The organism is Mesorhizobium sp. WSM4848 (assembly GCF_055811375.1).
Map to the genome: position 1 here is coordinate 83,237 of NZ_JBVVPX010000008.1, position 21,838 is coordinate 105,074.

Sequence of the window (21,838 nt, forward strand, 5' to 3'; positions counted from 1 at the left end):
TCAAAGCAGCAACCCGAAGAGGTGCGCAATCTTTGGAACGTGGCTACGCTGGGCACGCCCTGGTGTCAGCTCTCTCAGACCGCTCACGAGCATCTTAGCCGCCTGCTCGAGCGCCTCTACCGGCATCGCTGCCAAGCTTTCCAAAATAAACCACATGGCGGCCGCCCACCGCCTCCAACCGGGTGCGCGTGCCCCGCCGCCAATTCCAGCGGCGACATGTAGCTCCCAAATCGTCGCGCCAGATGACCTCCCCTTTGGAAGCGCTTTCGACGACCGCTTCCCAATTCAAAACAGTGTGGAAGGACTCCGTTCCTACGGCAATCGCCAGCCGCGGTTTGCCGACATATGCATCGAAATTTTCGCCGCCAATGGGTATTGAGGAACGCAGGCTCATTGCATTGTAGAGGTCAACGACAGGATTTATTGGTGGGATGCGGCCATCCTTCTCCACCCGTTTTTCAATGCCTGCGCCGAGCACGCCGTCCGGTATGGTTTCGCGCCGAACCGGACGTATGCCTCCGCCCAATTGGCCAAGTGCGCTTCTCCCCAGGCGGGTCCCCCGCTCGGGCGAAATCGCAAGCCTCTCCCAACACGTCCCGAGCCATGACGCCTCGCGCACTGTCGTCTGCATCAACAAGAATGCTGATTGCGCGAAAGTCAGGTGCCGATCTCTGCTATTTCTTCGTCGATCAGCGGAAAATCCAACAACGCTTCCTCCTTTAAGCCGGCCGCGACGGCGCTTTGCTTCCACCGGATTTGAGAGTCTCCTCAAGAATTCCTTTCCCCAGGTCCCAGGGTCAGAGTCCTGCCCGGGACCCGGACTGGCCGACAGAGCCAGTCCCGGCAGGTCTTGCTGATTCAGTCTGCGATCAATGCCGGCGCAACTCTGGGGTCACGAGCCAGGCCCGCTCGCTGTCAGGGCGGGTGTTGAGCATCTTGCCGAATCTTCGGCAAAGCTTCTTACCCGTTGGATAGCTCCAGTAAGGAGCCGAACGCCATTCTCGATCTGCCGAATGCTCAGGGCGGAATAGCCCATCACCAGTCCAATCCGGTCAGCGCGGGCTTCATCTCGGATGTACAGCGATGAAATCGGATGGATGCCAACCCCGACCCGCCGCGCCTCTTCAACCAGGACGTCCTCCAGCGACCGAGAAAGATCCTTGAACCAGACGACGACATGCAGCCCTGCATCGGCCCCCTCGATGGCAATGCTGTCTGCGAACGCGCGCCGAAGGACAGCAAGCAGTGCCTCTCGCCGCTCGCCGTTAAGACGGCGGACGCGGCGCACATGGCTTTCATAACCACCGCTCTCGATGAGTGAGGCCAGGGCCTCCTGTTCCGCGACCGGAGAATGCCTGTCGAGAAGCTGCTTGGCCATCGCAAAGACGTCTTGCAACTCGGCCGGAACCACCAGGTAGCCGATGCGCAGCATCGGCGACAGTGTCTTGGAGATCGTGCCAACATAGATTACGGAACTGCGGTCTTCCAGCTTATGCAGCGGGGGCACCGGTCGAATGTCGTACCGGTACTCGCCATCGTAATCGTCCTCGATAATATAGGCGTCATTGCGCCGAGCCCATTCGAGGAGCTGATACCGCCGCGAAATCGACAAGACGGCGCCGAGCGGGAACTGGTGCGACGGGGTGACATAGGCCAGCCGCGCTGGGATCTCCTGCAGCAGCTCGGTCTTCATGCCCTCGCTATCGACGGCGACAGCGACGGGCGTGGCTCCTGTGCTGGCAAAGACTTGGCGCGCCATTCTATAGCAGGGATCCTCGATCACGAAGCTGTCAGAAGGATCGAGCAGCAGGCGCGCGCACATATCGAGGCACTGCTGTGATCCGCTGACGACGAGGATCTGCTCGACCTGGCAGCTAAGCGCTCGGGCACGCCACAAATATCCCTGCAGCGCCTGGCGCAAGCGATGCGAGCCGCGTGGATCGTGATAGGCCAGCCTTCCGGGGCTTTGTGACATCGCCGCGTTCATCGCACGCTTCCACGTCAGCGCCGGGAAATCAGATGGGGCGAGGTCGCCATAACGGAAATCGACCTTGAGGCGGTTGGGGAGGTAATCGCGCCGTGGCGGACTGGCGCGCAGTCGCTCGCCGTAACAGGAAAGGTGGATCGGGCCAGTCCGTTTCGGCACCGCGCTGGTCTCTTTACTTCGGACTAGCGAAGATGCTACGCGAGGTCTTGCGCCTGGAATGACCTCGATGAAACCTTCGGCGACCAGCTGATCATACGCCACGGTGACCGTGGTTCGCGACACACCGAGTTCATTTGCGAGGCCGCGTGACGACGGCAGCTGGCTGCCCGTTTCATAGATCCCACCTAGGATCTGCTCGCGAAGAGCTTCGCAGATCTGGCGCGCGCCGAGACCTTGCGAGCGAGCTGTCGACGCTTCAGGAGAAGGCTGGACCATTTCTTTCATCGCCAACTGGACGTTCCATCTGAGTTAGTGTGACGGCATTGTCCCCGAAATCAAGAGGGCTAAAGCCGATGACCAGCGCCGAAGATCAGCTTGAAGCCGAGGCAACATCAACGCCGTCCCGGAACGACGTCGGTCTCGCATTCGCCACCCGGGCCATCCATCATGGCTACGATCCGGCCGGCTTTTCCAATTCCGTTCAGACGCCGGTGTTTCTTACATCGACCTATGGATTTGAAAGCGTGGCAGCAAACGAAGCCGTCGCAGCGCTTGGCGGAAGGCTCTACGCACGCGAATACAACCCGACCACCGAGATCCTTGAAAAGCGGCTCGCCAATCTCGAAGGAGCCGAAGCTGGGCTGGTACTCGCCTCGGGGATCGCCGCCTTCGGCACGCTGATCCTTTCGCTGCTTTCGCAAGGTGACGAACTCATTGTCCACAAGACACTCTATTCGAATACGCTCGCCATGGTCGAGCAGGGGCTGCCGCAGTTTGGCATCAAGGTCGTTGCCGTCGACCTGTCGAATCCGAGCAATCTCAATGGCGCCATCACTGACAGGACCCGGCTCGTGTTCTTCGAGACGCCAATCAACCCGCTGAGCCGTATCCTCGACATCGCTGCCATTGCCGAACACGCCCATTCTCGCGGCGTGAAGGTCGCCGTCGACAGCACCTTCGCCTCGCCCGCCCTCCAGCGTCCGCTGGAACTCGGAGCCGACATCGTGATCCATTCGCTGACCAAGTACATCAATGGCCATGGCGATGCTCTGGGCGGTGTGATACTGGGCGATGCGAAAACACTGCACCTGCTGCGCGAAACTGGCCTGCGCTATCTCACCGGGGCAGCGCTCTCGCCCATGTCGGCGTTCCTGATTTTGCGCGGGTTGAAGACACTCACGTTGCGTATGGAGCGTCACAGTGTCTCTGGGCTTGCGGTCGCTCAGGCGCTCGAGGCGCACCCGGCTGTGGCTTGGGTTAGCTATCCATTTCTCGGCTCTCATCCCGACCATGAGATCGCGCGCAGACAGATGTCGCAAGGCTCGGGCATGTTGGCTCTCGGCCTCCAAACGGGGTTCGAGGGCGCGCGCCGTATGATGGACCGGCTCAAGCTGATCATCAGGGCGGTCAGCCTCGGCGACGCTGACAGTCTCATCTATCATCCGGCAAGCCTGACCCGCTCGCGCAAGTCAATCCGCAAGGACGCGCATTTGCCTGACGGAGTCGGCGACGACCTCATGCGTCTGTCGGTAGGGCTCGAAGACGCCGCCGATTTGATCGCGGATCTAGAGCAGGCGCTGGACGGGGTCTGATGCCCAACGCTTCACCCAATGTAACAACGGGAGCTTCAGCATGGCTTTCCTGAGCGGCCTTTCGGCCTTCCCAATAACGCCAAGCGACAGTGACGGCGGCGTCGATGTCCTAGCGCTTCGAAAGCTGATAGCGCGGCTTTGCGCAGCAAAGGTGGATTCCATCGGCCTGCTCGGTAGCACCGGCACCTACATGTATCTGTCGCGCGCGGAACGCCGCCGGGCGATTTGCCAGGCGTTGGACGCGACGCGTGGACGAGTCCCGCTCGTTGTGGGCGTGGGCGCTTTGCGCACCGATGAAGCGGTACACTATGCAAGCGATGCCAAGGCCCTTGGCGCAGCCGCGGGGTTGCTCGCGGCTGTTTCCTACACCCCGCTCACTGACGACGAGGTTTTCGAGCATTTTTCGACAGTGGCGCGCGAAAGCGGCCTGCCGATCGTGATCTACGACAATCCTGCAAACACGCATTTTCGCTTCACGCCAGCGCTCATCGAGCGTCTGGGACAGCTGCCTGAGATCCTCGCTATTAAAAACTCAGCCGACCGGGGCGATGTTATCAAAGGCCAACTTGCGCAGCAGAAAAAAATTGTGCCGAAAGGATTCTCGATCGGCTACAGCGGCGACTGGAACGCCACCGAGGCCCTGATCGCCGGCGCCGATACATGGTACAGCGTCCTCGGTGGCATCTTGCCCGACCCCTGCCTGAGGATGGTCAGAGCCGCTCAGCACGGCGACCACGCAGAAGCACACCGGATCGACGCCACCCTGGCCCCGGTGTGGGAGCTTTTCAAGACGTTCTCGAGCCTTCGCGTCGTCTACGCAATCGCCGAGCTCCTCGAAATCTGTTCCGCCGAGCCCCCACGGCCAATCAAGCCGCTTTCCGCTGCGGCGAAGGGCCAGCTCGCCGGCGTCTTGGACCGTCTAGGATCAGGTGTCGGATCGTAAGCCGCGCGACTTCATATTGCCGAGGGAAAAATGTACGCACCGACCCTTTCGATGACTAGCCGAGATGTTCTCCATAATCCGATCGGGAACAATGCGCGCGGCGTACTGATCACCGATGGATCGACAGGCCTCGACGCCAATCACGTCCTCGTCAACGTGTTCGAATTGGCAGAACGTCTTATCGGCGAGGGAGGTAGGCGTCCGGGGCCGCCAACGCCTACATTTCTCCGGAAGAGTGTGCAGGCCAGACGACTTCCACTCGAAGCATCAAAGCCTTGATGCGCTAACAGCATTCAATCGCTGCGCAGGATCTTTGCTTCAAGCGCGGCTGCCACAAAAGCCCTTCGGGCAGCTGGTGGATGGGCCTCACCACGCAATACTTGCAGACAAGCGTCCATCGCTACCCTCCGTTTCTCGGTCCGATGATGAAGGGCACGGATCAGGATAGCGGCCGCCTGGTTGACATCGAATGCGATACGCTCAGAACTGTGGCGGCCAACCTGAACAACGACCGCCCTCTCAAATCTGTGCAAGCCGGTCATCTCTCCGCCCCCCAAGGCGATCATCCGTCAATAGGGCCCAGCTCGTCTTCTTTGCCGAGCCGACACTGCATCTGTGAGCCGAGACAGCGCTAACCTCACACGCGCTTAGCCGCTCTGTTCCGCTGCTGATCTGCAGGCGGGATCCATCGGTTGTCGGAGGTTGTTCCTCCAACATGACGGCGCGATTCAAAAAGCCGAATAGGCCCTTTGGGCGCTGCCCTCGCCATCGAAAATCTTGTCGATTGAGACCTAAAGAGTAGCTTGATCAGGGAAGGCTCTCTTCTAGCGCGACCACCTTCGTGCTCAGCACGCGCGCTCGGTGCCGAGGGAGCGCGGCACCTCCCGGGGCGCTGGTGACGTGTGACCATGGACATCCTTGCCCAACGGCTTGCGGTGGGCAGCCCTTCTCACTGTGCCGCACAGCGCTGCCTCGCAATTCTGGTGATTTTTGCGTGTCAGCCATTTTGTTCTAGATCACGCGGCAGTCCTTATCATTCATCGCGCGGATGCCTCACATCCAAACAATCTAATTTACCGGTTTCTTATGATCCTGCATAGCGCGACATCAAAACCCACGACCATGTTTTCCAGTCGTTTTCTGCGGTTGCTCTACGGTCACCTCGACAAGGATCTACTATGCGTATTTGCGGTATCAAACTGACGCACGACGGGGGAATCGCTGTCGTGGAAGACGGCAGATTAGTCTTTTGCATCGAGCAGGAGAAGCTCGACAATAACCCACGATACCAACATATCGAGCGGCTTGAGACGGTCGCCGCCGTTTTGGCGGAAAACGGGCTTGCTCCGCGCGATATCGACCGGTTCGTTATTGACGGATGGGACGGTGAAATCCAGTCAGAATTCCAAGTTCTGAGTAACGGCTCCCCTATCACTCTCAACGGCGCGCCATATGTGGAGCGGTACGCCGAAAATCCTCTGACAGCCTATCAAGGTTCCGGTCTCATGCTCGACAATGGGGTATGTTCTTATGAAAGCTACCCGCATGTTGTTGGGCACGTAGCTTCCGCATACTGCACCAGCTCATTCGCCAAAGCAGAGGAACCGGCATTTTGTCTGGTATGGGACGGCTGCATCTTTCCGCGGCTTTACTACGTCGAGCCAAGTGGAGTCCGATTTGTTGGGTGCCTGTTTCCGATGATAGGCCATGCCTATGCGGCCGCGGGCCAACATTTCGGTCCTTACAGGCAAGAACTGCGGACTGGCTGGAATCTCGGTATCGCCGGCAAGTTGATGGCCTATATTGCGCTCGGAGTGGTCCATGAACACATCGTGAATGTGTTTCAGGAGCTTTACGACGACCATTTTGCCTGGGATACGGACCTTGCTTTTGGCTACGGGAACAACAGCCACAGCGAAGACGCGTTACTCACGGCTGTGCACGACTTCTTCGATGCAAGCGCGTCGCGGTTAATCCCCGAAACGCCCGAGGACATACTTGCTTCGTTCCATGCCTTCGTGGAGCGTCTTCTCGTCCAGGGGATGACAAGGGCGCTGCGTGGGTACTCAGTCCCCAAAACCAGAAACCTGTGCATAGCCGGCGGATGCGGGCTGAACATCAAATGGAACAGCGCTCTTCGGGCGAGCGGTTTGTTCGACGCAGTCTGGGTGCCTCCGTTTCCAAACGACAGCGGATCGGCGATCGGTGCCGCTTGCTGCGCGCTGGCCGCCGACAAGGGTTTCGTGCATCTCGACTGGTCAGTTTACAGCGGGCCAAATGTGAGCCATGGCAAGGTTCCGCCTGGTTGGCAATCTGCTGCTTGCAGCCTGAAAGAACTTGCCAGCGTGCTCGCCGACAACAAGCCTGTGGTGTTCCTTGCAGGTCGCGCAGAGCTTGGTCCACGTGCTTTGGGAGCCAGAAGCATCCTGGCGGCCGCAACTTCGCCGGAAATGAAGGACCATCTCAACAAAATCAAAGTTCGAGAGCACTTCCGACCGGTAGCGCCAATATGCTTGGAGGATCGTGCACCTGACATGTTTGACCCCGGCACGCCGGATCCTTACATGCTGTTCGATCACCGAACCCGTTCGGAGTGGAAAGAAAAAATCCCGGCGGTCGTCCATCTCGACGGGACTGCGCGACTTCAGACAGTTTCGAGAACTTCTGAACACCCAATTGCAGAACTTCTGATAGAATATGAGAAACTCACGGGCATTTCGCTGCTCTGCAACACGAGTGCAAATCTCAATGGACGTGGTTTTTTTCCGGATGCGGCTGCCGCCTGTGAGTGGGGATGCGTAGACCACGTTTGGTGCGATGGGTTGCTGTTGACCAAGACAGGTGCAAGTCAATTCGAGGGCTGAGCGGCGGGCTGTAACGAACTTGAGTTACCGCGCTCTAGCGCTGCAATCGCCGGCAGCATCGCTGAGGGAGCCGGATAATGCGGGTGTGTGCGGTTACGGCCCTTGAAGCTGCCCTGATCTGACGAACGAATCTGATCGTCATGGCCGATAAAGCGCCGAGACTGTGCTGTTGAGCTGGCAAGCACGCGAATGCTTTTGCTTAGCGATGTGAATGGAGGGTTCGAACACCAGGGCCTGCACGGCCCTGCCGACCGGCATGCCATTCGTCTGCTGCGGTGGTGGCAAGCTTGAGCGAATTAGCTGTTTGAGCTCCTTCTGCCAACGGAATCCCGCATTGCCTGCGCCAGCCGCGTTAATCCCTGGGAGCGTCCGCCTTGCCGTCCGCGACTTTGCTCAGCACCGAACCACTCCGCCATGGCGCCGGGCATGTGGCCGACCACGTTGACCCCGACACCCTCCGTCAGTGTCAGCAAGTCGGAGTAGAGGTCCACATTCTCGAGCACGCTCCTTGCAGGACCCATAAGTGCGAGATCGGTTGCAGCAACCCGATGCCGAAGGGCACAATTGCCAGCGCACGGTCCTGGTGCCGTCGCGGGGTCACTGCCGGTTCTTCTGACCGCCCGCGTCGTGCTCGTAATAGCGCTCGGAGGCTTCTGGTCGATGTCGGCAGCGTTGGCGATGCGGCTCGTCCCAGGTCACCTCCTGCGGCGCGCCATGTCGATTATCCTCACCGGCGTACCGTCGGTCCAATCGGCGCCTATGTCGGCGACGTCTGGGGGTGGCAAAGCGCCTTCATGATCGCTGCAGTCTTCGGCGCGTTACACTGGTAGTGCAACTCACGGCTTTTCCGAGGCTGCCTCCGATTGGAGCGGCAGCTTCCGCAGTCTGCTGGATGTGGCCAAGAATCCGATGATCAAAGTCGCGATTTTGGTCGTCCTGCTGGTCGCTTCCGGGCACTTCGCCGGCTCCATCTATATCCGCGATTTCCTTGAGAATGTTCCCGCGCTCAACATCGAGACGATCTCGCTCGTGTTGCTCGCCATTGTCATCGGCGGCTTCTTCGGCAATTTGGCCGGCGGATATTGGCCGAGCACAGCCTCAAGGCAGTCGCGGCCCTGCCGCCCCTGCTCATAGCGATGGCCGCTGTCTCGCTGCTGACGTTGGGAGCATCGGCCTGGCCTCGGCGGTTGCGGTACCGTATGGGGCTTGCCTTCGGCGCGGTGCCGGTGGGACTGCAGAAAATGCATGGTGCTGCGCGCCGCTCCCGAGCAGGCCGAAAACGCCGGTGGGCTGATGGCCGCAACGTTCCAAGTGCCATCGCCACCGGCGCGATTTTCGGCGGACTGCTGGTGGACAATACCGGCGTTGCTAGTGCCTTTGCCTACAGCGCCGTTGCCTCGTTCCTCGCTGCCCTGACAGTGTTCTTGCTCGGACCGATTTGCGAACCCTAGAGCACCTGACACAGGCCAGTGCAGCACGGCGAAAGATGCAATCGCATCAGCCGCGCGGTGCGATCCTGCTCACGATTTTTTGGCGGTTGCAGCCATCGTCTCCGCGCACGTTGTTGTCCGGTCGATTTCGACCAGCGGCGGCGTTTTGAATGATGGTGCCGACGAGAAGCTAAGAGCGCCGGACCGAAGCGGATCGCCTCGCCGTCGACCGCGATCCCGTGCTTGATCCGTGTAAGGCGGCTTTCCATGCCTCCGGGCCGAAGCAGCTTTTGAAATCATTGCATTCCCGGCAATTGGGCGCGGCATAGGGGTAGACCTTCAGACTCGCACAGCCTGCGGTAGAAGTACTTCTTCCACTTCATGTTTTTGGTGTTGCCGGCTACCAGCGTCGGAAAATCAGCACCACACTGTCATGCAAAATCATCGAATTTGAGTCAGACCCAATTTTGCACGCCGGTTCGCACCCTATGAGGCGCTGAGTAAATCTAGACTAGGAGCGCCCGCGGCTTCACATGCGGGATGCCTCCTCCAACATTATCTGCCGCATCCAGGTGCTTGCCGGATCACTGTTGTGAAGGGTGGGCCATTGGACGGCCTCAGTGAACGTGGGTAGTGGCAGGGGAAGTTCGACGATCCGCAGAGGGAAAGTCTTTTTGAAATGCTGAACCAGCCGGAAGGGCATGGTCGCTATACGATCTGTGCCTGAGACCATCGGCGGGATAATGCTAAAGGCCTGCACGATAATCTCGACACGTCTCTTGAGACCATGTTCAAGCAAAAACCGTTCCTCGATGGATGGCATGTGCGCACGGCCGACCCTGAACGCAATGTGCTTCATCGACACGTACCTCTCGAATGTAAGCTGCTGTGGCAGCTGCTTGTTCGTGGGGCAGCCTACGCACACGAATGTCTCGTCGAACAGCGCCGCTCTTGGATGCGCGCTCGACATGAACAATTCCGGAAGAATCAGAAAATCGACGTCACCGCGCCGGAGAAGCTCATCGAGATCGTCGTCGAGCGGCAGCAATTCGAAGCTGACGGCGGGTGCTTCGCGTGCAACACGCTCCACGACCTTTTCAAAAAACACGAGTGTGGCGAAATCGGAAACTATGATCCGGAAGCGGCGATCGGATTGAGCCGGATTAAACGGATCCCAAGAAATAATCGAGCACTGGATGTGCAAGAGTGCGCCGCGAACAGCGGGGGCGAGTGTTTCCGCACGTGGGGTTAGAACACGTTCGCGGCCGCTCATCGTAAACAGTTCATCGTTGAAATAATCGCGCAGCCGGCCGACGGCCGCGCTCATGGCCGGCTGACTTAGGTTGATGCTGCTTGCCGCCGCCGTGAGGTTGCGCTCGGTCAGCAGTGCGTCGAGCACGACGAGAAGGTTCAGATCGAGGCCTTTGAAACGCATGCCTCATCTGTCCGTAACGTGGTTGCTTGTCATCGCGACCATTGTGGGCGGCTAATTTATTGCAGATTGAGATTTGAGCAGACTTGGGCGTGGCGGCGCTCCGACAAGGATCTGCGACACATATCCAAGGTCGCGCGCAATCTTGCGAATTGCCATCGCCGTGACGACAATCGCCACTCCAACCACACTTGCGAACGCGATTCTGGTCGTGAGATTCCAGAGTTCTCCAAACTGTATCACGTCCATGAGGCGAAACACGGCACCCTGGACCAGGTAAAGCAGCAGCGTGCTCTGACCAAGCTCCACCGCGACAAACTGAGCTACTCTAGTTGAATAGACAATTCTCCAGCACCGAAACATAAGCTGCATCGCTACTGCAGAAGCTGCTGCCGAGCCAGTGAACATCAGAAATACTTGTTCAGCCGACTGTTTATCATGAATTAAAACGAGATTGTTGTAGGCGTAAGTCTCCTTGCCCCACAAAATAAAGCATATTAAAGCTGTTATCGACAGTAAAACTACAAAAATCGAATTGTGTGCCCAAATGATAATTTTCTGCCATCCGATCGGCTGCGCAAGCAAGAACCCGAGACAATAAAATGGGTAAGTGTATCTTAATGACGGGGTTATTGAAAATGTAATGGGCGCGAATGCGACCGCAATTGCAGATGCGCTTATAATCCACATCGATACGCGATTGGAAATTGTAAACAGTCTAATTAGAATGAACGAGATAAACGCCGCCCATATGAACCAGTATGTTCCAATGAGTTCCTTCGAAAAGTCCAGAAATCCATCAGTTAAGCTTGTCGTAGGAGGGATCATGGCGGACTTTAATGTCCAAATTAACGCACACCAAAAAAGCATTGGTAGTAGTAACTGCGTTGCTCGATTGCCGACCCCTTGAATGAACGGTTTTCGCAAAATTGCCCCAGAAGAAACATATCCACTTATCGCCATAAAGAGAGGCATATGAAACATGTAGATCGACTTATAATACGGAGACGTCCAGAAATCGTCAGTGCCTCGATAAATTAAATATTGTACTAAGTGCCCAATTATCACTAAAGTAATTAGTATACCTTTGGCGAAATCAAGGCTTAGGTCTCGGTCGTGTGTCTCTGCTGGGCGCGAGCCGCGTCCCTTCGCTCCGACTGTTATTTGATCAAGCATCAGACTCCAGCCCACCTGTTGCGGTTGCTACGGCCGTTTCTGGGCACGGCGAGCACGCCAGTTTCGGTGAAAAGATCGAAATTTACGCGGATCGCGGCGTGGTATCGAGGGCCGACTGGCTGCAACCGAGCGGACGAAATCCCAGTGCCTGATCGCAAACCTGGAGCGCAGTGGCGGTCGCGATCATGTGTGGCGAGGCGATGGCCCGGCACTATGGTCGCCGGGACGTCTCTGCAGAACCTCTCAAGATGATTCCGCAGCACGTGCCGAATCGTGCTAAAAGCGAATGGAATGCCAAGCTGCTGCTGCACCGGACAGATGACGTGGATAGAATGGCTCATTCCGAGTCTCTCAAGATCCGGATGCACCCTGTACAATCCGAGTTCGCCTACCAAGAAATCACCTCGCCAACCGTGATGAACGGCGCAGCAGGTCCAAGTAAGCCGCTACGCCGCACATAGAGCCGATTGCGCGAACCTCCCGCCTTGCACCGGCCCAGCTACGACCGCCTGAAAGCCCCTGTCGGCCCATAGGCCTTTCGGAAGAAAGCGGAGAGCTCGACATGATCGGCTACTCGCAAGTCATTTCCCAGCACACGCTACAGAAGCCGTGGCGTGATCGGGTGCATGTCAGGTCCGGTCATCTATGCAGCGCCCTGGAAGTTTGGTAAAATCGATTGTTTAGATCGCGAGCATTCACGCTATGGATAAGTGAAAGCGATGCGCTTCAAAGGCCTTGATCTGAACCTTCTCGTCGTGCTCGACGCACTGCTGACCCAGCGCAACCTGTCGGCGGCGGCAAGCAGCATCAACCTAAGTCAGCCGGCCATGAGCGCGGCCGTCGCCCGGCTGCGCGATTATTTCAACGATGAACTGTTTACGATGAGCGGCCGCGAACGTGTTCTAACCCCACGTGCGGAAACACTCGCCCCCGCTGTTCGCGGGGCACTCTTGAAAATCCAGAGTTCGATTATTTCTTGGGATCCGTTTAATCCGGCTCAGTCCGATCGCCGTTTCAGGATCACCCTTTCCGATTTCGCCACACTCGTGTTTTTTGAAAAGGTCGTGGAGCGTGTTGCGCGCGAAGCACCCGCCGTCAGCTTCGAATTGCTGCCGCTCGACGACGAGCCCGATGAGCTTCTCCGGCGCGGTGACGTCGATTTTCTGATTTGTCCGGAATTGTTCATGTCGAGCGCGCATCCAAGAGCGGCGCTGTTCGACGACACGCTCGTGTGCGTAGGCTGCCCCACGAACAAGCAGCTGCCACAGCAGCTTACATTCGAGAGATACATGTCGATGAGGCACGTTGCGGCCAAGTTCGGGCGGGCGCTGAAGCCCTCCATCGAGGAGCGGTTTTTTCTTGAGCATGGCCTCAAGAGACGTGTCGAGGTTATCGTGCAGGCCTTTAGCATGATCCCGCCGATGGTCTCAGGCACAGCTCGTATAGCGACCATGCCCTTCCGGCTGGTTGAGCATTTCAAGAAAACCTTCCCACTGCAGATCATCGAACTTCCGCTGCCGCTTCCCGCATTTACCGAGGCCCTCCAATGGCCCGCCCTTCACAACAGTGATGCGGCAAGCGTCTGGATGCGAGAGATATTGCTACAGGAGGCGTCTCGAATGAGTTCTCCGCGGGACACCAAAAAGGGTCGCAAGCCCTGATTGACTACCGCGTCTCACACCGGCACTCGTGTCAACAGGCGTGTCGAACGAGATCGATAGTCGCGGAAAGTGCGCCTGCGAGGTCGTCCAGCGGGTGGGCTGCGTCGACAACCGGTGGGAATGAGAAGGGGCCCCCCATAGCCGCCATCAAGCAGCGCCCGGATCTGGCTGCCATTGTCGGAACCGACTAGGACGCGATCCGGGTAAATCCAGTGGATCGGATCGTTCATGGTTGAGATGTGCACGACACCGGCCAGGTCGCAGGAGAAGAACGGCTCCCCGGCGAGCGGTGAAACCTGTCGTGCACGAGGCGGAAGACGGACTGGCCATCAATGGCGGCAATGGCCTTAGCCGCTCCGTTCTTCGATCGAAGCGAGCAGGTCTGGAAGCCCAGCGGCTCGATGAGACCGATCAGGCCGCGCGACTGGAGGATCGGCTTGAGCGCCTTCAAGGCGACGCGGAGATCGCCCCGGCGCTCGCCATTGGCAGGCCAGGAGCCATCGTTGACCGGCACCAGCATGAGCGTCTTGCCTCCGCAGGCCGCCGCATAATCGGCGAGCTTGCTCGCCTCGGCCCTGGGGGCAGGAGTCCACTCGTTGAAGCGCTGCAAGGCATTGATGGAAATAATCCCAACGCCTGCTTCAGCGGCGGCAGACCGGACGTCCGCCGCCGGCTGCCGCGTGCAATAGCATTGCTGTACTGTCGGCTGCGTCGGCTAGGCCCTGGTCGGCAAAAGCGAAAAGTGCCCTGACGTGAAGTCTGGGCGTCGCCATGTGATCGAGTGCAAAGCGGGCGATGCTTGGCGCATGGGCTTAGCTTTCCTATGAAACGGCAGTCATTCTCGGCTGACTGGCTTCTACCGTGCATTGATTCGCGAGGGCCAAAATGATGGTCATGAGGAAGGCGAGGCAGTCGAACTCACGTTTCCCTCACTGTGGTGCCGCGCCTGCTGAGACATCGCCTGAATCGGTGTAATGACCGAAGCTGGCTCGCAGCCATCCATCTGCTTCAAACTAACCCGCCGACCCGGAGAGATGCCCAACCAGATCCGATGCAAAATTCAGGCAGCAGGGTGCTTCGCCAGAGCGAGGCCGACGCCCAGCGCAATCATCGCGCCGCCCGACGCCTCCCTCAGGCGGCGGATCAACCTGGGACGCGCTGCCGCGCCGTCTTGAATGCCGCTGGCCACGAAGGCAACCACGATGTCGGCGAGCGTGTTGAGCGCAATCGACACGGAGCCAAGCACCACGAGTTGCAGAGCTACGTGCCCTGCGCTCGGGTTCACGAACTGCGGAAGGAAGGCTAGAAAAAAGGCTGCCGTCTTCGGGTTGAGAGCCTCGACCAGCACCCCTTCACGAAACGCCCGCCGGGGTCCGACTGAACGCACCGGGGTGCCATCATCGCCAGTCGCTCCCTTGCGGCGCGCGGCTTGAAAGGTGCGAAAGCCTAGCCAGACGAGGTAGACCGCGCCGAACAGCTTCAATGCGGAGAACAGTTCCGAGCTCTCGAGCACGATCGCGGAAACACCTAGGCTTGCTGCGAGGACGTGGATCATGCCCCCCAACCCCGTGCCGAAGCTGGAAGCGATACCCTCCGGACGACCGCCGGCGAGCGTGCGCGCGGCAACGTAGAAGATGCCCGGACCGGGCGTGATGGCGAGCACGGAGGCCGCGGCGAGGTACAGGGCGAATGGGGTCAGTTCTGGCATCATGGGTCGATTCCGACAAAGTTCATGATTATTTTGGGATGAGAGCGGCGAGCTCGCGGTCAGATGCCCGCTCGCTCGCCGCAAGGCCCGCGGCCACGCCATCGCGGTCGGCCGCGTTCCGGTTCTGACTCAGTTTGCGCTTGCCCTCCAGCCTCGTGATCGGCATGCGCAAGCCAACGATTCCGCGGAGTTGCGCCTGTACAAAATCCGGCGGTGCGTCCGACACCGCCCAAGGCGAGGCCCGCTCGCCCTCGTGGTGGTCAGTCAGACGATTCACGACGTCCAGCAGTCTTCCCGCATGCTCGAAGAACTCGACCGGACCATAGGCGTGGACGGCGATGTAATTCCAGGTCGGGACGACCTTCCCGGTTTCCCGCTTGGTCGCGTACCATGCCGGCGTCACATAAGCGTCCGGCCCCATGAAGATGGCCAAGCCGTCGCCGATCGGCGGAACACGGCACTGGGGATTAGCCTTCGCTAGGTGCCCGTAGATCACGCCGTGCTCGCCCTCGCTCTCATCAAGGAAGAGGGGCAGTGGCGTTGCGAGCGGCCCTTCCGCCGTGACTGTAACGAAGTTCGCCAGCAGCGCCGCGCGGATGGTGGCGCGCAGGGACTCCTTGTCGTCGTCGCGGAAAGCGGGAGGGATGTACATCGCGAAACTCCTTGCGTTACCGATCACATACCGGCAAGCTGGCCTGCTGGAAACAGCCAGTCAGAAGCTATCGACGTGGTCCAGTTTGTGAAAGATGGCATCGTGCCCGATCATCGTGACGATCGAGGAGCAGATCCACAGGGGGGTGTGCGAGTCGGAGAACCCCTGGTCCTTCGCAGCCGAGGGGTCGGGCATGTCCCGGCAATGGCGACTAGTTTGCCAAAACTTGTGGACGCAGCCTGCGATCCCGGAGACCATCGTCGAAGAGGTTCCGGCGATGCCAGGCAATGCCGAGAGGCTGCGCGGGTCCTCATTGTAGCAGGTGACAACAAACGTCTACGCTTAGTCAACGGGTCGGAGCCGACAGTTCGTCCGATGTCGACGAAGCCTGTAAGCCTTCATACGCGAGACCATAGGGTACTGCCTGGGAAAGCAGGTCCATAGGATCTCGCATTCAGTGATGTTCTGGAAGCGAGCGAATTTCATATCCGCAGGCATCTAATGCCGGAATCAGATTGGAGAGCGCCAAGACGGTCTGGTTGCGCAGACTGGCTTGACTGCTCCGTCTCGACTCGTCGGGAGGGCAACCATCGTGCAAGAGCACAATGGCGCCGGGCCGCACCGAGGCGAGCACTGCATCGACGATCGCGTTGGTGCCGGGGCGCGACCAGTCTTTTGGGTCTATCGACCAATGAAGGGCCGCCAGCCCGGCGATCTCTGACGCAGTGAACACTTCTTCGCTCCAGGCGCCGTACGGTGCGCGAATGTAGCGGATCGAGGCCTGCGGGCATGCTCCCATGATGGCATGGTTCGCCTCAAATACCTCACGTTGCACTTCGCCCAAGCCGCATTTGGACAGATCCGGATGAGACATCGTGTGGTTGCCTACCTTATGCCCTTCTGCGATCATTCGCTGGATGAGATCCGGGTGCTCTGCGGCGTAGGCGCCAATGACGAAGAAAGTCGCTGGCACCCGATTTTGCGCCAGCACATCGAGTATCTGTGGTGTGAAGAATGGATCGGGACCGTCGTCAAACGTCAGATAAACGCTCCGACGGCCGGTTCCATCAGCGCATTCACTCTGCACCTCCCATCCGTCATCAAGATGTTTCATAGCTCCGGATCCTTCCGGTCAATTGTTGCATCGGTCGGCCATTCGCTCATCGGCCGCACAATCGGCATAATCACGAGGAGCACGTCCTCCACGCGAGGCGGCATGTCGAGATCCAGCACTTCTGAGTGGGACCGCACGCGAACATCGATACATCGTGGCCGGGCCGTCTCTGCAGAACGCCTCAAATTACCAGCGCATAGCTTTTCATTGCAGGGTCAGTCCCCCCGATAGGTTTTCGGACGAACTCGGAGAGTCCGATATGATCGGCTACTTGCAACTGGTTCTCCCGGCACAACTTCCACCGTCCTTGGGAGCGCATGGGAAACCTCGACTTGTTGATCCTTGGGGCAGGCGCCTACGCTAGTTGGGGGCTTGTGGCGAAAGAACCGACGCGATGCAGCTTGCGCGATCACCGACGTACCTGGTCGAAAAGGGAATCGGCTCGCTTAATGTTCGGCGCAGACCAGAATGCACACACCAGAAAAATGCTCCTCGGAGCCAACCGCATACATCGACAATCTCCCTAGCCTGCATCCTTGAATTCTTCCTATGCTATGCAATGTCCTGTCCGATAGTCAAAATCGAATGTTTCGATGACAAGCATCCACGTTGTGGATAGATGAGACAATGGCCGTTGATGTGAAGCTCCTCGTCGGCTCCACGCACTGCTGACCGAGCGCAACGGCACGGTGGCGGCAAGCCGCATCAGCTAGTTCAGCCGGCCATGAGCGCGGCCGTCGCCCAACTGCTTTCAACGATGACCTGTTTACGATGAGCGGTCGCGAATGTTCTAACCCGCGTGCGGAACCGTCAACGTCTCAGAGTTGAGCGACGACGTCGCGCAGCATCTCGACGCTGCCGGTGTCGTAGACGCCTCTGAGTATCTGCTCACGAAGCGCTTCGTAGATCTGGCGCGCCCCATGCCATGCGGGCGGATTGAGCCACCGGGAGCTGGAGACTGGACCATTTCTTTTCCTGCCAACTGAACCAGTTTGCAGCTACTCTTCCTGAAAGCCAAGAGCACGTCCGAAGTGGATGCCCAAGCCCGCCCACCGATCCAAGACTGGCCCGGTCTGCGAACAGCCAATCGGCTTCGCTACCCGCGCGATCCTGCTACGATCCGGCTGGTGTTTCCAGTGCCGTTCAGCCATCCGCCATTCTGAACTCGACCTACGGCTTCGAAAGCGTTGCGGCGAATGGGGCCGCCGCCTTGGCGGCGCAATCCTCGGCGGCGCGGAAACCCTCCACACCGGCTTACCTACATCACCGGCGCCGCGCTCTCGCTATGTTTCGGCCTTACCTGGTTCTGCGCGGGCTGAAGACTCTTGCGCTTCGCGAAGGGCACAGACCATGACGCTTGCGATCGCGCAGGTGCTCGAGGGCGCTCCCCTTCCTCGACTCCCATCCCGATCAGGCGATTGCCCGAGAGCAGATGTCGGGCATCGCCAACGCTAACCCTGCGTGACCTTGACCAGCAGATCCTCGGTTTCCTGAAGATGGCGTCGTCGAAATCTGCACCGGCGTCGTATTGCCGTAAATCAAGGATGCCAACAACAGGGCCGGATGATTGGAGGCCGAAGCATCAAGCCGCGTTAAGACAAGATCGTCGCCCCACCGACGCATTTTGCCAAAAGCAGCTCAACGACGAACATGCCGGCTTGGCGCGCCGAAGGGCCGCCGCCTTTCCCGCAAGCGGCCCAGCCCGCTCGCCACCGGGGTCAACCCACGCCAATCTATCCACCAACGCTCGTCCCCTCCGCTATGCAACACCAAGCTGATGTCGCAGGGGCGGTCACCGACCCGGTACGCCGTCGAGAAACGACGAACTGGTGCTGTCTTGAGCCACCGGCAAGCAAATCCATTGCTGATCCGCGACTGCAATAAGCGTTAGCTGGAGCGAACATGCATGCTCGCGGCAGACGCAATCATCAGGACCCTTGCCTCGGTCAATTGGATTGGAGACCGTCATATGAAGGTGCAGACCGGTGTTTGGGCAGCTGTTATCGGTCGTCCAGACTTTGGCATCAGTTTTGGTGGACGCGAGCAGCTTGCGAGGGATGCATCCGAACGTGGCGCTGCTCCCACAATAGTCGCAGCTCTCCTGTGAGAGCCTCGCGCAGGCCCTGATCCGGCGTAATTGTGTCGAGGAGATCCGCGAGCACGGCTTCGCCTTCGATCCGCGTCAGCAGATCGAACAAGCCATGTGAAATACGCGCACAGTCACGGTGATCCGTTCGGATTTCGCAGACGGTCTCGTGGCGATCCTGCGCCGTATATGCGCGGACTTTATGCAGGGATACATAAGGCGGCAATGAAACCGCGAGCGCAGTCCAATCCTCCAGCGTTGCGGCCCGTTTTTTGACGAGGTACGGCCCGACCACAAGTCCATCCAGCTCTGTTGTCAGGAACGTGGCAATCGAGTCTGCAACTGAATCTACGATCGGCTCTGCATTGTTGTTAAAGGACGTATTGAGCAGAATTGGGATGCCTGTCCGCTGCTTGAAGGCATTGATGACGTCCCAGTAGGCCGGACTGGCCTTGCGCGATACTGTTTGCAGCCGAGCCGTACCGTCGACATGCGTGATGGCGCCGAGCAAATCCCGCTTGGAATCGCGCACACGAACTACGAAATTCATGAAGGGAAATTCGCACGCACTGCCCGGGAGGTCGAAAAATTCGCGCGCATCCTCCTCCAACACTGATGGGGCGAACGGGCGATATCCTTCCCGCTTCTTGACCATAGCGTTGATCCGGTCCTTGTTTGAAGCGGGCCTGGGGTCGGCAAGAATGCTGCGATTTCCGAGCGCTCGCGGCCCGAACTCCGAACGACCTTGCACCCAGCCGATCACGGCGCCACCGACCATCCATTCGGCTGCCCTATCCGCCACCTCCTCAGTGCGTTCAAACTCCAGGTGCCCCGCCCATGCCTTTAGTTCCTCTTCGACAGCGTGATCGCTCGCGAGTTCCGGCCCCCAATAGACCTCCTGCAATCGCGTACGCGGCGCTGGGCGGCCCAGCTCATTAGACACGATTAGCGCGGCGCCTAATGCGCATCCAGCGTCATGCGATGCGGGCTGCACGAAGATGTCTTCGAAAAGTCCTGAATAGAGCAGCTTGCCGTTCATGGAGCAATTGTGCGCAACTCCCCCGGCCAGGCACAACCGCGTCATCCCGGTGGCCTCACGATAATGACGAAGAATGTGAAACACGATGCGTTCGAGCGCTTCCTGTAACGACGCACTCACATCCATATGCTGCTGAGTGAATGGCATTCCCTTTTGCCGAACCTGAATGCTGCGGAGCAAAGTCGGACCGATGCGGTCCAGGTGGACGCGATACTCGCCGTTTGCAGAGAGTTCATAGAATTGCTCGAAAAGCTCGCGATAGGGAACGGGATCGCCGTAGGGGGCAAGCCCCATTACCTTATATTCATCGAACAAGCCGTAGCCGAGATACCGGATCGTCTCGAGATAAAATTGCCCGAGAGAATTGTTCTCTGGGAAAGTCGCAATTTGCGTAATTTCAGTACCAGATCCAACCGCCACAAGGCCCGACAGGAAATCACCAGAGCCATCAATCGCGAAAATCAGACTTTGCTCGAAGCCCGACATTGCAAAAGCACTCACGGCGTGCGCCTGATGATGACTTACGAATGAGATACGCGAAGCGTCGAGCTCGGTACCGAACTCCTGCGCCAGCAGCTGCTGCATCAACAGTTTAGCATCCAACGGAATGGAGGCGTCCGGCTGGGAAACAAGCATGTTTTCAAGCATGGCGTTGCTATAGTCTTCGGTAGCGTAGAACGCCACTCGATCGATTTCGCTGAGCTGAACCCCAGCTGCTGAAAGACAGTATTGAGCCGCACTAATTGGGAGCTTGTTGGAATGTTTGATCCGATTGAGGCGCTCCTCTTCTACCGCCGCAATGACCTGTCCGTCCCGGACGAGCACCGCAGCGCCATCGTGCATGAATGTGTTTGGAATCTGAAACCTGTTTTCATAGACTTTGTCCAATCCGCCGTTCAATCCTAGACACAGCATCTCGCTCTCCATTTTGTCGTACAGGAATACTAAATTGGCCTTCTCGAGACCGTTCGATCAGAAAGACAGGCCGCGTTGTCGCTCGCGCCCGAACGCCAGCCAAACATCACCGGCCTCAAGGAATTCTATGAGGTCCGCCGGGATCAACATAAGATCCTGTGCTCGAGACGCCGGGCGTTCCATAGCGTTGTGAGATTGGATCGACGCCAGCCAAAACCCTTCGCGGCACACGCTGGCGATGTCGTTTTTATTTGCGTCCATAGCGCATGGTTTATCTCCTTCTCTTTTGCGTCAGCGCATCAGTCGGCGGCGCAACAGCGCCATCGAGAGGAAGAATGGCAACAGCGCGTAGAGGCCGAGCACCCCGATGTGCAGGGCGATGCCGCCGATCGGGCGATCAAGCATGACCGGACGAATGAGGTCGATCGCATGTGCCAGCGGCATGCATCGCGCTATCTGTTGAAAGGTGTCAGGCAGCTGATTCAATGGGAAAACGGCGCCCGATAGGAACAGCATCGGTGTAAGGATAAGCGTCTGGTAAAATACGAAGTAATCGTAGCTGGGCGAAAGTGCGGTGACGACCATCGCGAGGCTGGCAAATACGAACCCTGTCAGAGCAATGAATGGCAGCGCATAGAGGACGGACGGCCAGGCTGTATAGCCCAAGGCTGCGGTGACAATGGTAATTGCCATACCGGCCAGGAAGGCCTTGGTGGCTGCCCACGCCAGTTCCCCCAGAACGATGTCGCCGAGGGTAACGTGCGTATACAGCATGGCTTCCCATGTGCGTTGAGAATGCATGCGAGCGAAAGCCGCGTACAGTGTTTCGAGGGTAGAGGCGGTCATCGCACCGACCCCGACCATGCCGGCCGCCAAAAAGGCGATGTACGGCGCACCGTCGACGCGGCCGACCATTATGCCGAGGCCGGTACCTAGTCCGAAAAGGTAGATCATTGGATCGGCGAGGTTACCGAGAATCGCCACGAATGCGACTTTCTTCCATGCCAGATAGTTCCGGTGCCACACCGCAACCCAGTTCCACGCATTGGCGGGCAGCACCGCCGCAAGACCTTCAATCAT

19 protein-coding genes and 4 pseudogenes are annotated in these 21,838 nt (G+C 58.6%); 5 read left to right on the plus strand and 18 right to left on the minus strand.

Annotation, left to right across the window (positions count from 1 at the left end; genetic code table 11):
• Both AC0L16_RS10560 and pdxR read right to left on the minus strand, forming a co-directional pair.
• A pseudogene (locus AC0L16_RS10560) lies at positions 1-708 on the minus strand (B3/B4 domain-containing protein).
• A gap of 184 nt (positions 709-892) precedes the next feature.
• A complete protein-coding gene (gene pdxR / locus AC0L16_RS10565; RefSeq protein WP_473524455.1) occupies positions 893-2,431 on the minus strand; it encodes a MocR-like pyridoxine biosynthesis transcription factor PdxR in 1,539 nt (512 codons plus the stop codon).
• Between the two features lie 68 nt (positions 2,432-2,499).
• Between pdxR and AC0L16_RS10570 the strand changes: the two genes are divergently transcribed.
• Together AC0L16_RS10570 and AC0L16_RS10575 are read left to right on the plus strand one after the other, a co-directional pair.
• The gene (locus tag AC0L16_RS10570; RefSeq protein WP_473496081.1) at positions 2,500-3,738 is read left to right on the plus strand and encodes a trans-sulfuration enzyme family protein; all 1,239 of its coding nucleotides are present in this window, start codon (positions 2,500-2,502) and stop codon (positions 3,736-3,738) included.
• A 40-nt stretch (positions 3,739-3,778) separates the two neighbouring features.
• A complete protein-coding gene (locus tag AC0L16_RS10575) occupies positions 3,779-4,681 on the plus strand; it encodes a dihydrodipicolinate synthase family protein (RefSeq protein ID WP_473524384.1) in 903 nt (300 codons plus the stop codon).
• Between the two features lie 293 nt (positions 4,682-4,974).
• Here the strand turns inward: AC0L16_RS10575 and AC0L16_RS10580 are convergent, their stop codons facing one another.
• Entirely contained in the window at positions 4,975-5,247 is a 273-nt protein-coding gene (locus tag AC0L16_RS10580; RefSeq protein ID WP_473620645.1) for a DUF982 domain-containing protein, read from the minus strand.
• A gap of 612 nt (positions 5,248-5,859) precedes the next feature.
• On the opposite strand from AC0L16_RS10580, the gene nodU reads away from it, so the two are divergent.
• A complete protein-coding gene (gene nodU / locus AC0L16_RS10585; RefSeq protein ID WP_473480653.1) occupies positions 5,860-7,545 on the plus strand; it encodes a nodulation protein NodU in 1,686 nt (561 codons plus the stop codon).
• Positions 7,546-8,136: 591 nt separating this feature from the next.
• A pseudogene (locus AC0L16_RS10590) lies at positions 8,137-8,996 on the plus strand (MFS transporter); the annotation flags it as partial.
• On the opposite strand, the gene AC0L16_RS10595 reads toward AC0L16_RS10590, so the two are convergent.
• The 6 genes and pseudogenes from AC0L16_RS10595 to AC0L16_RS10620 form a co-directional block, all read right to left on the minus strand.
• The gene (locus AC0L16_RS10595; protein WP_473620646.1) at positions 8,993-9,244 is read right to left on the minus strand and encodes a hypothetical protein; all 252 of its coding nucleotides are present in this window, start codon (positions 9,242-9,244) and stop codon (positions 8,993-8,995) included. The pseudogene AC0L16_RS10590 and the gene AC0L16_RS10595 sit on opposite strands and share 4 nt — an antisense overlap.
• Positions 9,245-9,246: 2 nt before the next feature.
• Positions 9,247-9,391 (minus strand): annotated as a pseudogene (locus AC0L16_RS10600) (nitrogen fixation protein NifQ); the annotation flags it as partial.
• A 113-nt stretch (positions 9,392-9,504) separates the two neighbouring features.
• Positions 9,505-10,410 carry a LysR family transcriptional regulator gene (locus tag AC0L16_RS10605; RefSeq protein ID WP_473598623.1) on the minus strand — a complete coding sequence of 302 codons (906 nt, stop codon included), beginning with the start codon at positions 10,408-10,410 and terminating at the stop codon, positions 9,505-9,507.
• Positions 10,411-10,461: 51 nt separating this feature from the next.
• On the minus strand, positions 10,462-11,583 hold the full coding sequence (nolL, locus tag AC0L16_RS10610; RefSeq protein ID WP_473620648.1) for a nodulation factor fucose acetyltransferase NolL: 1,122 nt from the start codon (positions 11,581-11,583) through the stop codon (positions 10,462-10,464).
• Positions 11,583-11,924, minus strand: a complete 342-nt coding sequence (locus tag AC0L16_RS10615; RefSeq protein ID WP_473525512.1) for a hypothetical protein — start codon at positions 11,922-11,924, stop codon at positions 11,583-11,585. Before AC0L16_RS10615 ends, nolL begins: the two co-directional genes overlap by 1 nt.
• Positions 11,925-11,982: 58 nt before the next feature.
• A pseudogene (locus AC0L16_RS10620) lies at positions 11,983-12,178 on the minus strand (hypothetical protein).
• Positions 12,179-12,302: 124 nt separating this feature from the next.
• Here AC0L16_RS10620 and AC0L16_RS10625 point away from each other — a divergent pair.
• The gene (locus AC0L16_RS10625) at positions 12,303-13,244 is read left to right on the plus strand and encodes a LysR family transcriptional regulator (RefSeq protein WP_473620650.1); all 942 of its coding nucleotides are present in this window, start codon (positions 12,303-12,305) and stop codon (positions 13,242-13,244) included.
• Positions 13,245-13,470: 226 nt separating this feature from the next.
• Here the strand turns inward: AC0L16_RS10625 and AC0L16_RS10630 are convergent, their stop codons facing one another.
• The 9 genes from AC0L16_RS10630 to AC0L16_RS10670 all read right to left on the minus strand — a co-directional run bounded on the left by AC0L16_RS10630 (position 13,471) and on the right by AC0L16_RS10670 (position 21,838).
• Positions 13,471-13,872, minus strand: a complete 402-nt coding sequence (locus AC0L16_RS10630) for a TIM barrel protein (protein WP_473620692.1) — start codon at positions 13,870-13,872, stop codon at positions 13,471-13,473.
• A gap of 432 nt (positions 13,873-14,304) precedes the next feature.
• The gene (locus AC0L16_RS10635; RefSeq protein WP_473525502.1) at positions 14,305-14,952 is read right to left on the minus strand and encodes a LysE family translocator; all 648 of its coding nucleotides are present in this window, start codon (positions 14,950-14,952) and stop codon (positions 14,305-14,307) included.
• 28 nt (positions 14,953-14,980) lie between these two features.
• Entirely contained in the window at positions 14,981-15,604 is a 624-nt protein-coding gene (locus AC0L16_RS10640) for an FMN-binding negative transcriptional regulator (protein WP_473620651.1), read from the minus strand.
• Positions 15,605-16,058: 454 nt separating this feature from the next.
• Complete coding sequence (nodB, locus tag AC0L16_RS10645; RefSeq protein WP_473525485.1) at positions 16,059-16,718, minus strand: chitooligosaccharide deacetylase NodB; 660 nt, start codon at positions 16,716-16,718, stop codon at positions 16,059-16,061.
• Positions 16,715-16,822, minus strand: a complete 108-nt coding sequence (locus tag AC0L16_RS10650) for a hypothetical protein (protein WP_473525484.1) — start codon at positions 16,820-16,822, stop codon at positions 16,715-16,717. The genes nodB and AC0L16_RS10650 overlap by 4 nt, the downstream gene beginning before the upstream one ends.
• A 77-nt stretch (positions 16,823-16,899) precedes the next feature.
• Positions 16,900-17,037 carry a hypothetical protein gene (locus AC0L16_RS10655; protein WP_473525483.1) on the minus strand — a complete coding sequence of 46 codons (138 nt, stop codon included), beginning with the start codon at positions 17,035-17,037 and terminating at the stop codon, positions 16,900-16,902.
• A 1,705-nt stretch (positions 17,038-18,742) separates the two neighbouring features.
• Positions 18,743-20,758 carry a carbamoyltransferase family protein gene (locus AC0L16_RS10660; protein WP_473525488.1) on the minus strand — a complete coding sequence of 672 codons (2,016 nt, stop codon included), beginning with the start codon at positions 20,756-20,758 and terminating at the stop codon, positions 18,743-18,745.
• Between the two features lie 57 nt (positions 20,759-20,815).
• Positions 20,816-21,019, minus strand: a complete 204-nt coding sequence (locus AC0L16_RS10665; protein WP_473507141.1) for a hypothetical protein — start codon at positions 21,017-21,019, stop codon at positions 20,816-20,818.
• 30 nt (positions 21,020-21,049) lie between these two features.
• Positions 21,050-21,838, minus strand: a complete 789-nt coding sequence (locus AC0L16_RS10670) for an ABC transporter permease (protein ID WP_473525482.1) — start codon at positions 21,836-21,838, stop codon at positions 21,050-21,052.

Bases quoted from the DNA above. Each gene is read 5' to 3' on its own strand.
- pdxR (WP_473524455.1), bottom strand. From the start codon at position 2,431: ATGAAAGAAATGGTCCAGCCTTCTCCTGAAGCGTCGACAGCTCGCTCG.
- AC0L16_RS10570 (WP_473496081.1), top strand. From the start codon at position 2,500: ATGACCAGCGCCGAAGATCAGCTTGAAGCCGAGGCAACATCAACGCCG.
- AC0L16_RS10575 (WP_473524384.1), top strand. From the start codon at position 3,779: ATGGCTTTCCTGAGCGGCCTTTCGGCCTTCCCAATAACGCCAAGCGAC.
- AC0L16_RS10580 (WP_473620645.1), bottom strand. From the start codon at position 5,247: ATGATCGCCTTGGGGGGCGGAGAGATGACCGGCTTGCACAGATTTGAG.
- nodU (WP_473480653.1), top strand. From the start codon at position 5,860: ATGCGTATTTGCGGTATCAAACTGACGCACGACGGGGGAATCGCTGTC.
- AC0L16_RS10595 (WP_473620646.1), bottom strand. From the start codon at position 9,244: ATGGAAAGCCGCCTTACACGGATCAAGCACGGGATCGCGGTCGACGGC.
- AC0L16_RS10605 (WP_473598623.1), bottom strand. From the start codon at position 10,410: ATGCGTTTCAAAGGCCTCGATCTGAACCTTCTCGTCGTGCTCGACGCA.
- nolL (WP_473620648.1), bottom strand. From the start codon at position 11,583: ATGCTTGATCAAATAACAGTCGGAGCGAAGGGACGCGGCTCGCGCCCA.
- AC0L16_RS10615 (WP_473525512.1), bottom strand. From the start codon at position 11,924: ATGAGCCATTCTATCCACGTCATCTGTCCGGTGCAGCAGCAGCTTGGC.
- AC0L16_RS10625 (WP_473620650.1), top strand. From the start codon at position 12,303: ATGCGCTTCAAAGGCCTTGATCTGAACCTTCTCGTCGTGCTCGACGCA.
- AC0L16_RS10635 (WP_473525502.1), bottom strand. From the start codon at position 14,952: ATGCCAGAACTGACCCCATTCGCCCTGTACCTCGCCGCGGCCTCCGTG.
- AC0L16_RS10640 (WP_473620651.1), bottom strand. From the start codon at position 15,604: ATGTACATCCCTCCCGCTTTCCGCGACGACGACAAGGAGTCCCTGCGC.
- nodB (WP_473525485.1), bottom strand. From the start codon at position 16,718: ATGAAACATCTTGATGACGGATGGGAGGTGCAGAGTGAATGCGCTGAT.
- AC0L16_RS10650 (WP_473525484.1), bottom strand. From the start codon at position 16,822: ATGCCGCCTCGCGTGGAGGACGTGCTCCTCGTGATTATGCCGATTGTG.
- AC0L16_RS10655 (WP_473525483.1), bottom strand. From the start codon at position 17,037: ATGCGCTCCCAAGGACGGTGGAAGTTGTGCCGGGAGAACCAGTTGCAA.
- AC0L16_RS10660 (WP_473525488.1), bottom strand. From the start codon at position 20,758: ATGCTGTGTCTAGGATTGAACGGCGGATTGGACAAAGTCTATGAAAAC.
- AC0L16_RS10665 (WP_473507141.1), bottom strand. From the start codon at position 21,019: ATGGACGCAAATAAAAACGACATCGCCAGCGTGTGCCGCGAAGGGTTT.
- AC0L16_RS10670 (WP_473525482.1), bottom strand. From the start codon at position 21,838: ATGATTGAAGGTCTTGCGGCGGTGCTGCCCGCCAATGCGTGGAACTGG.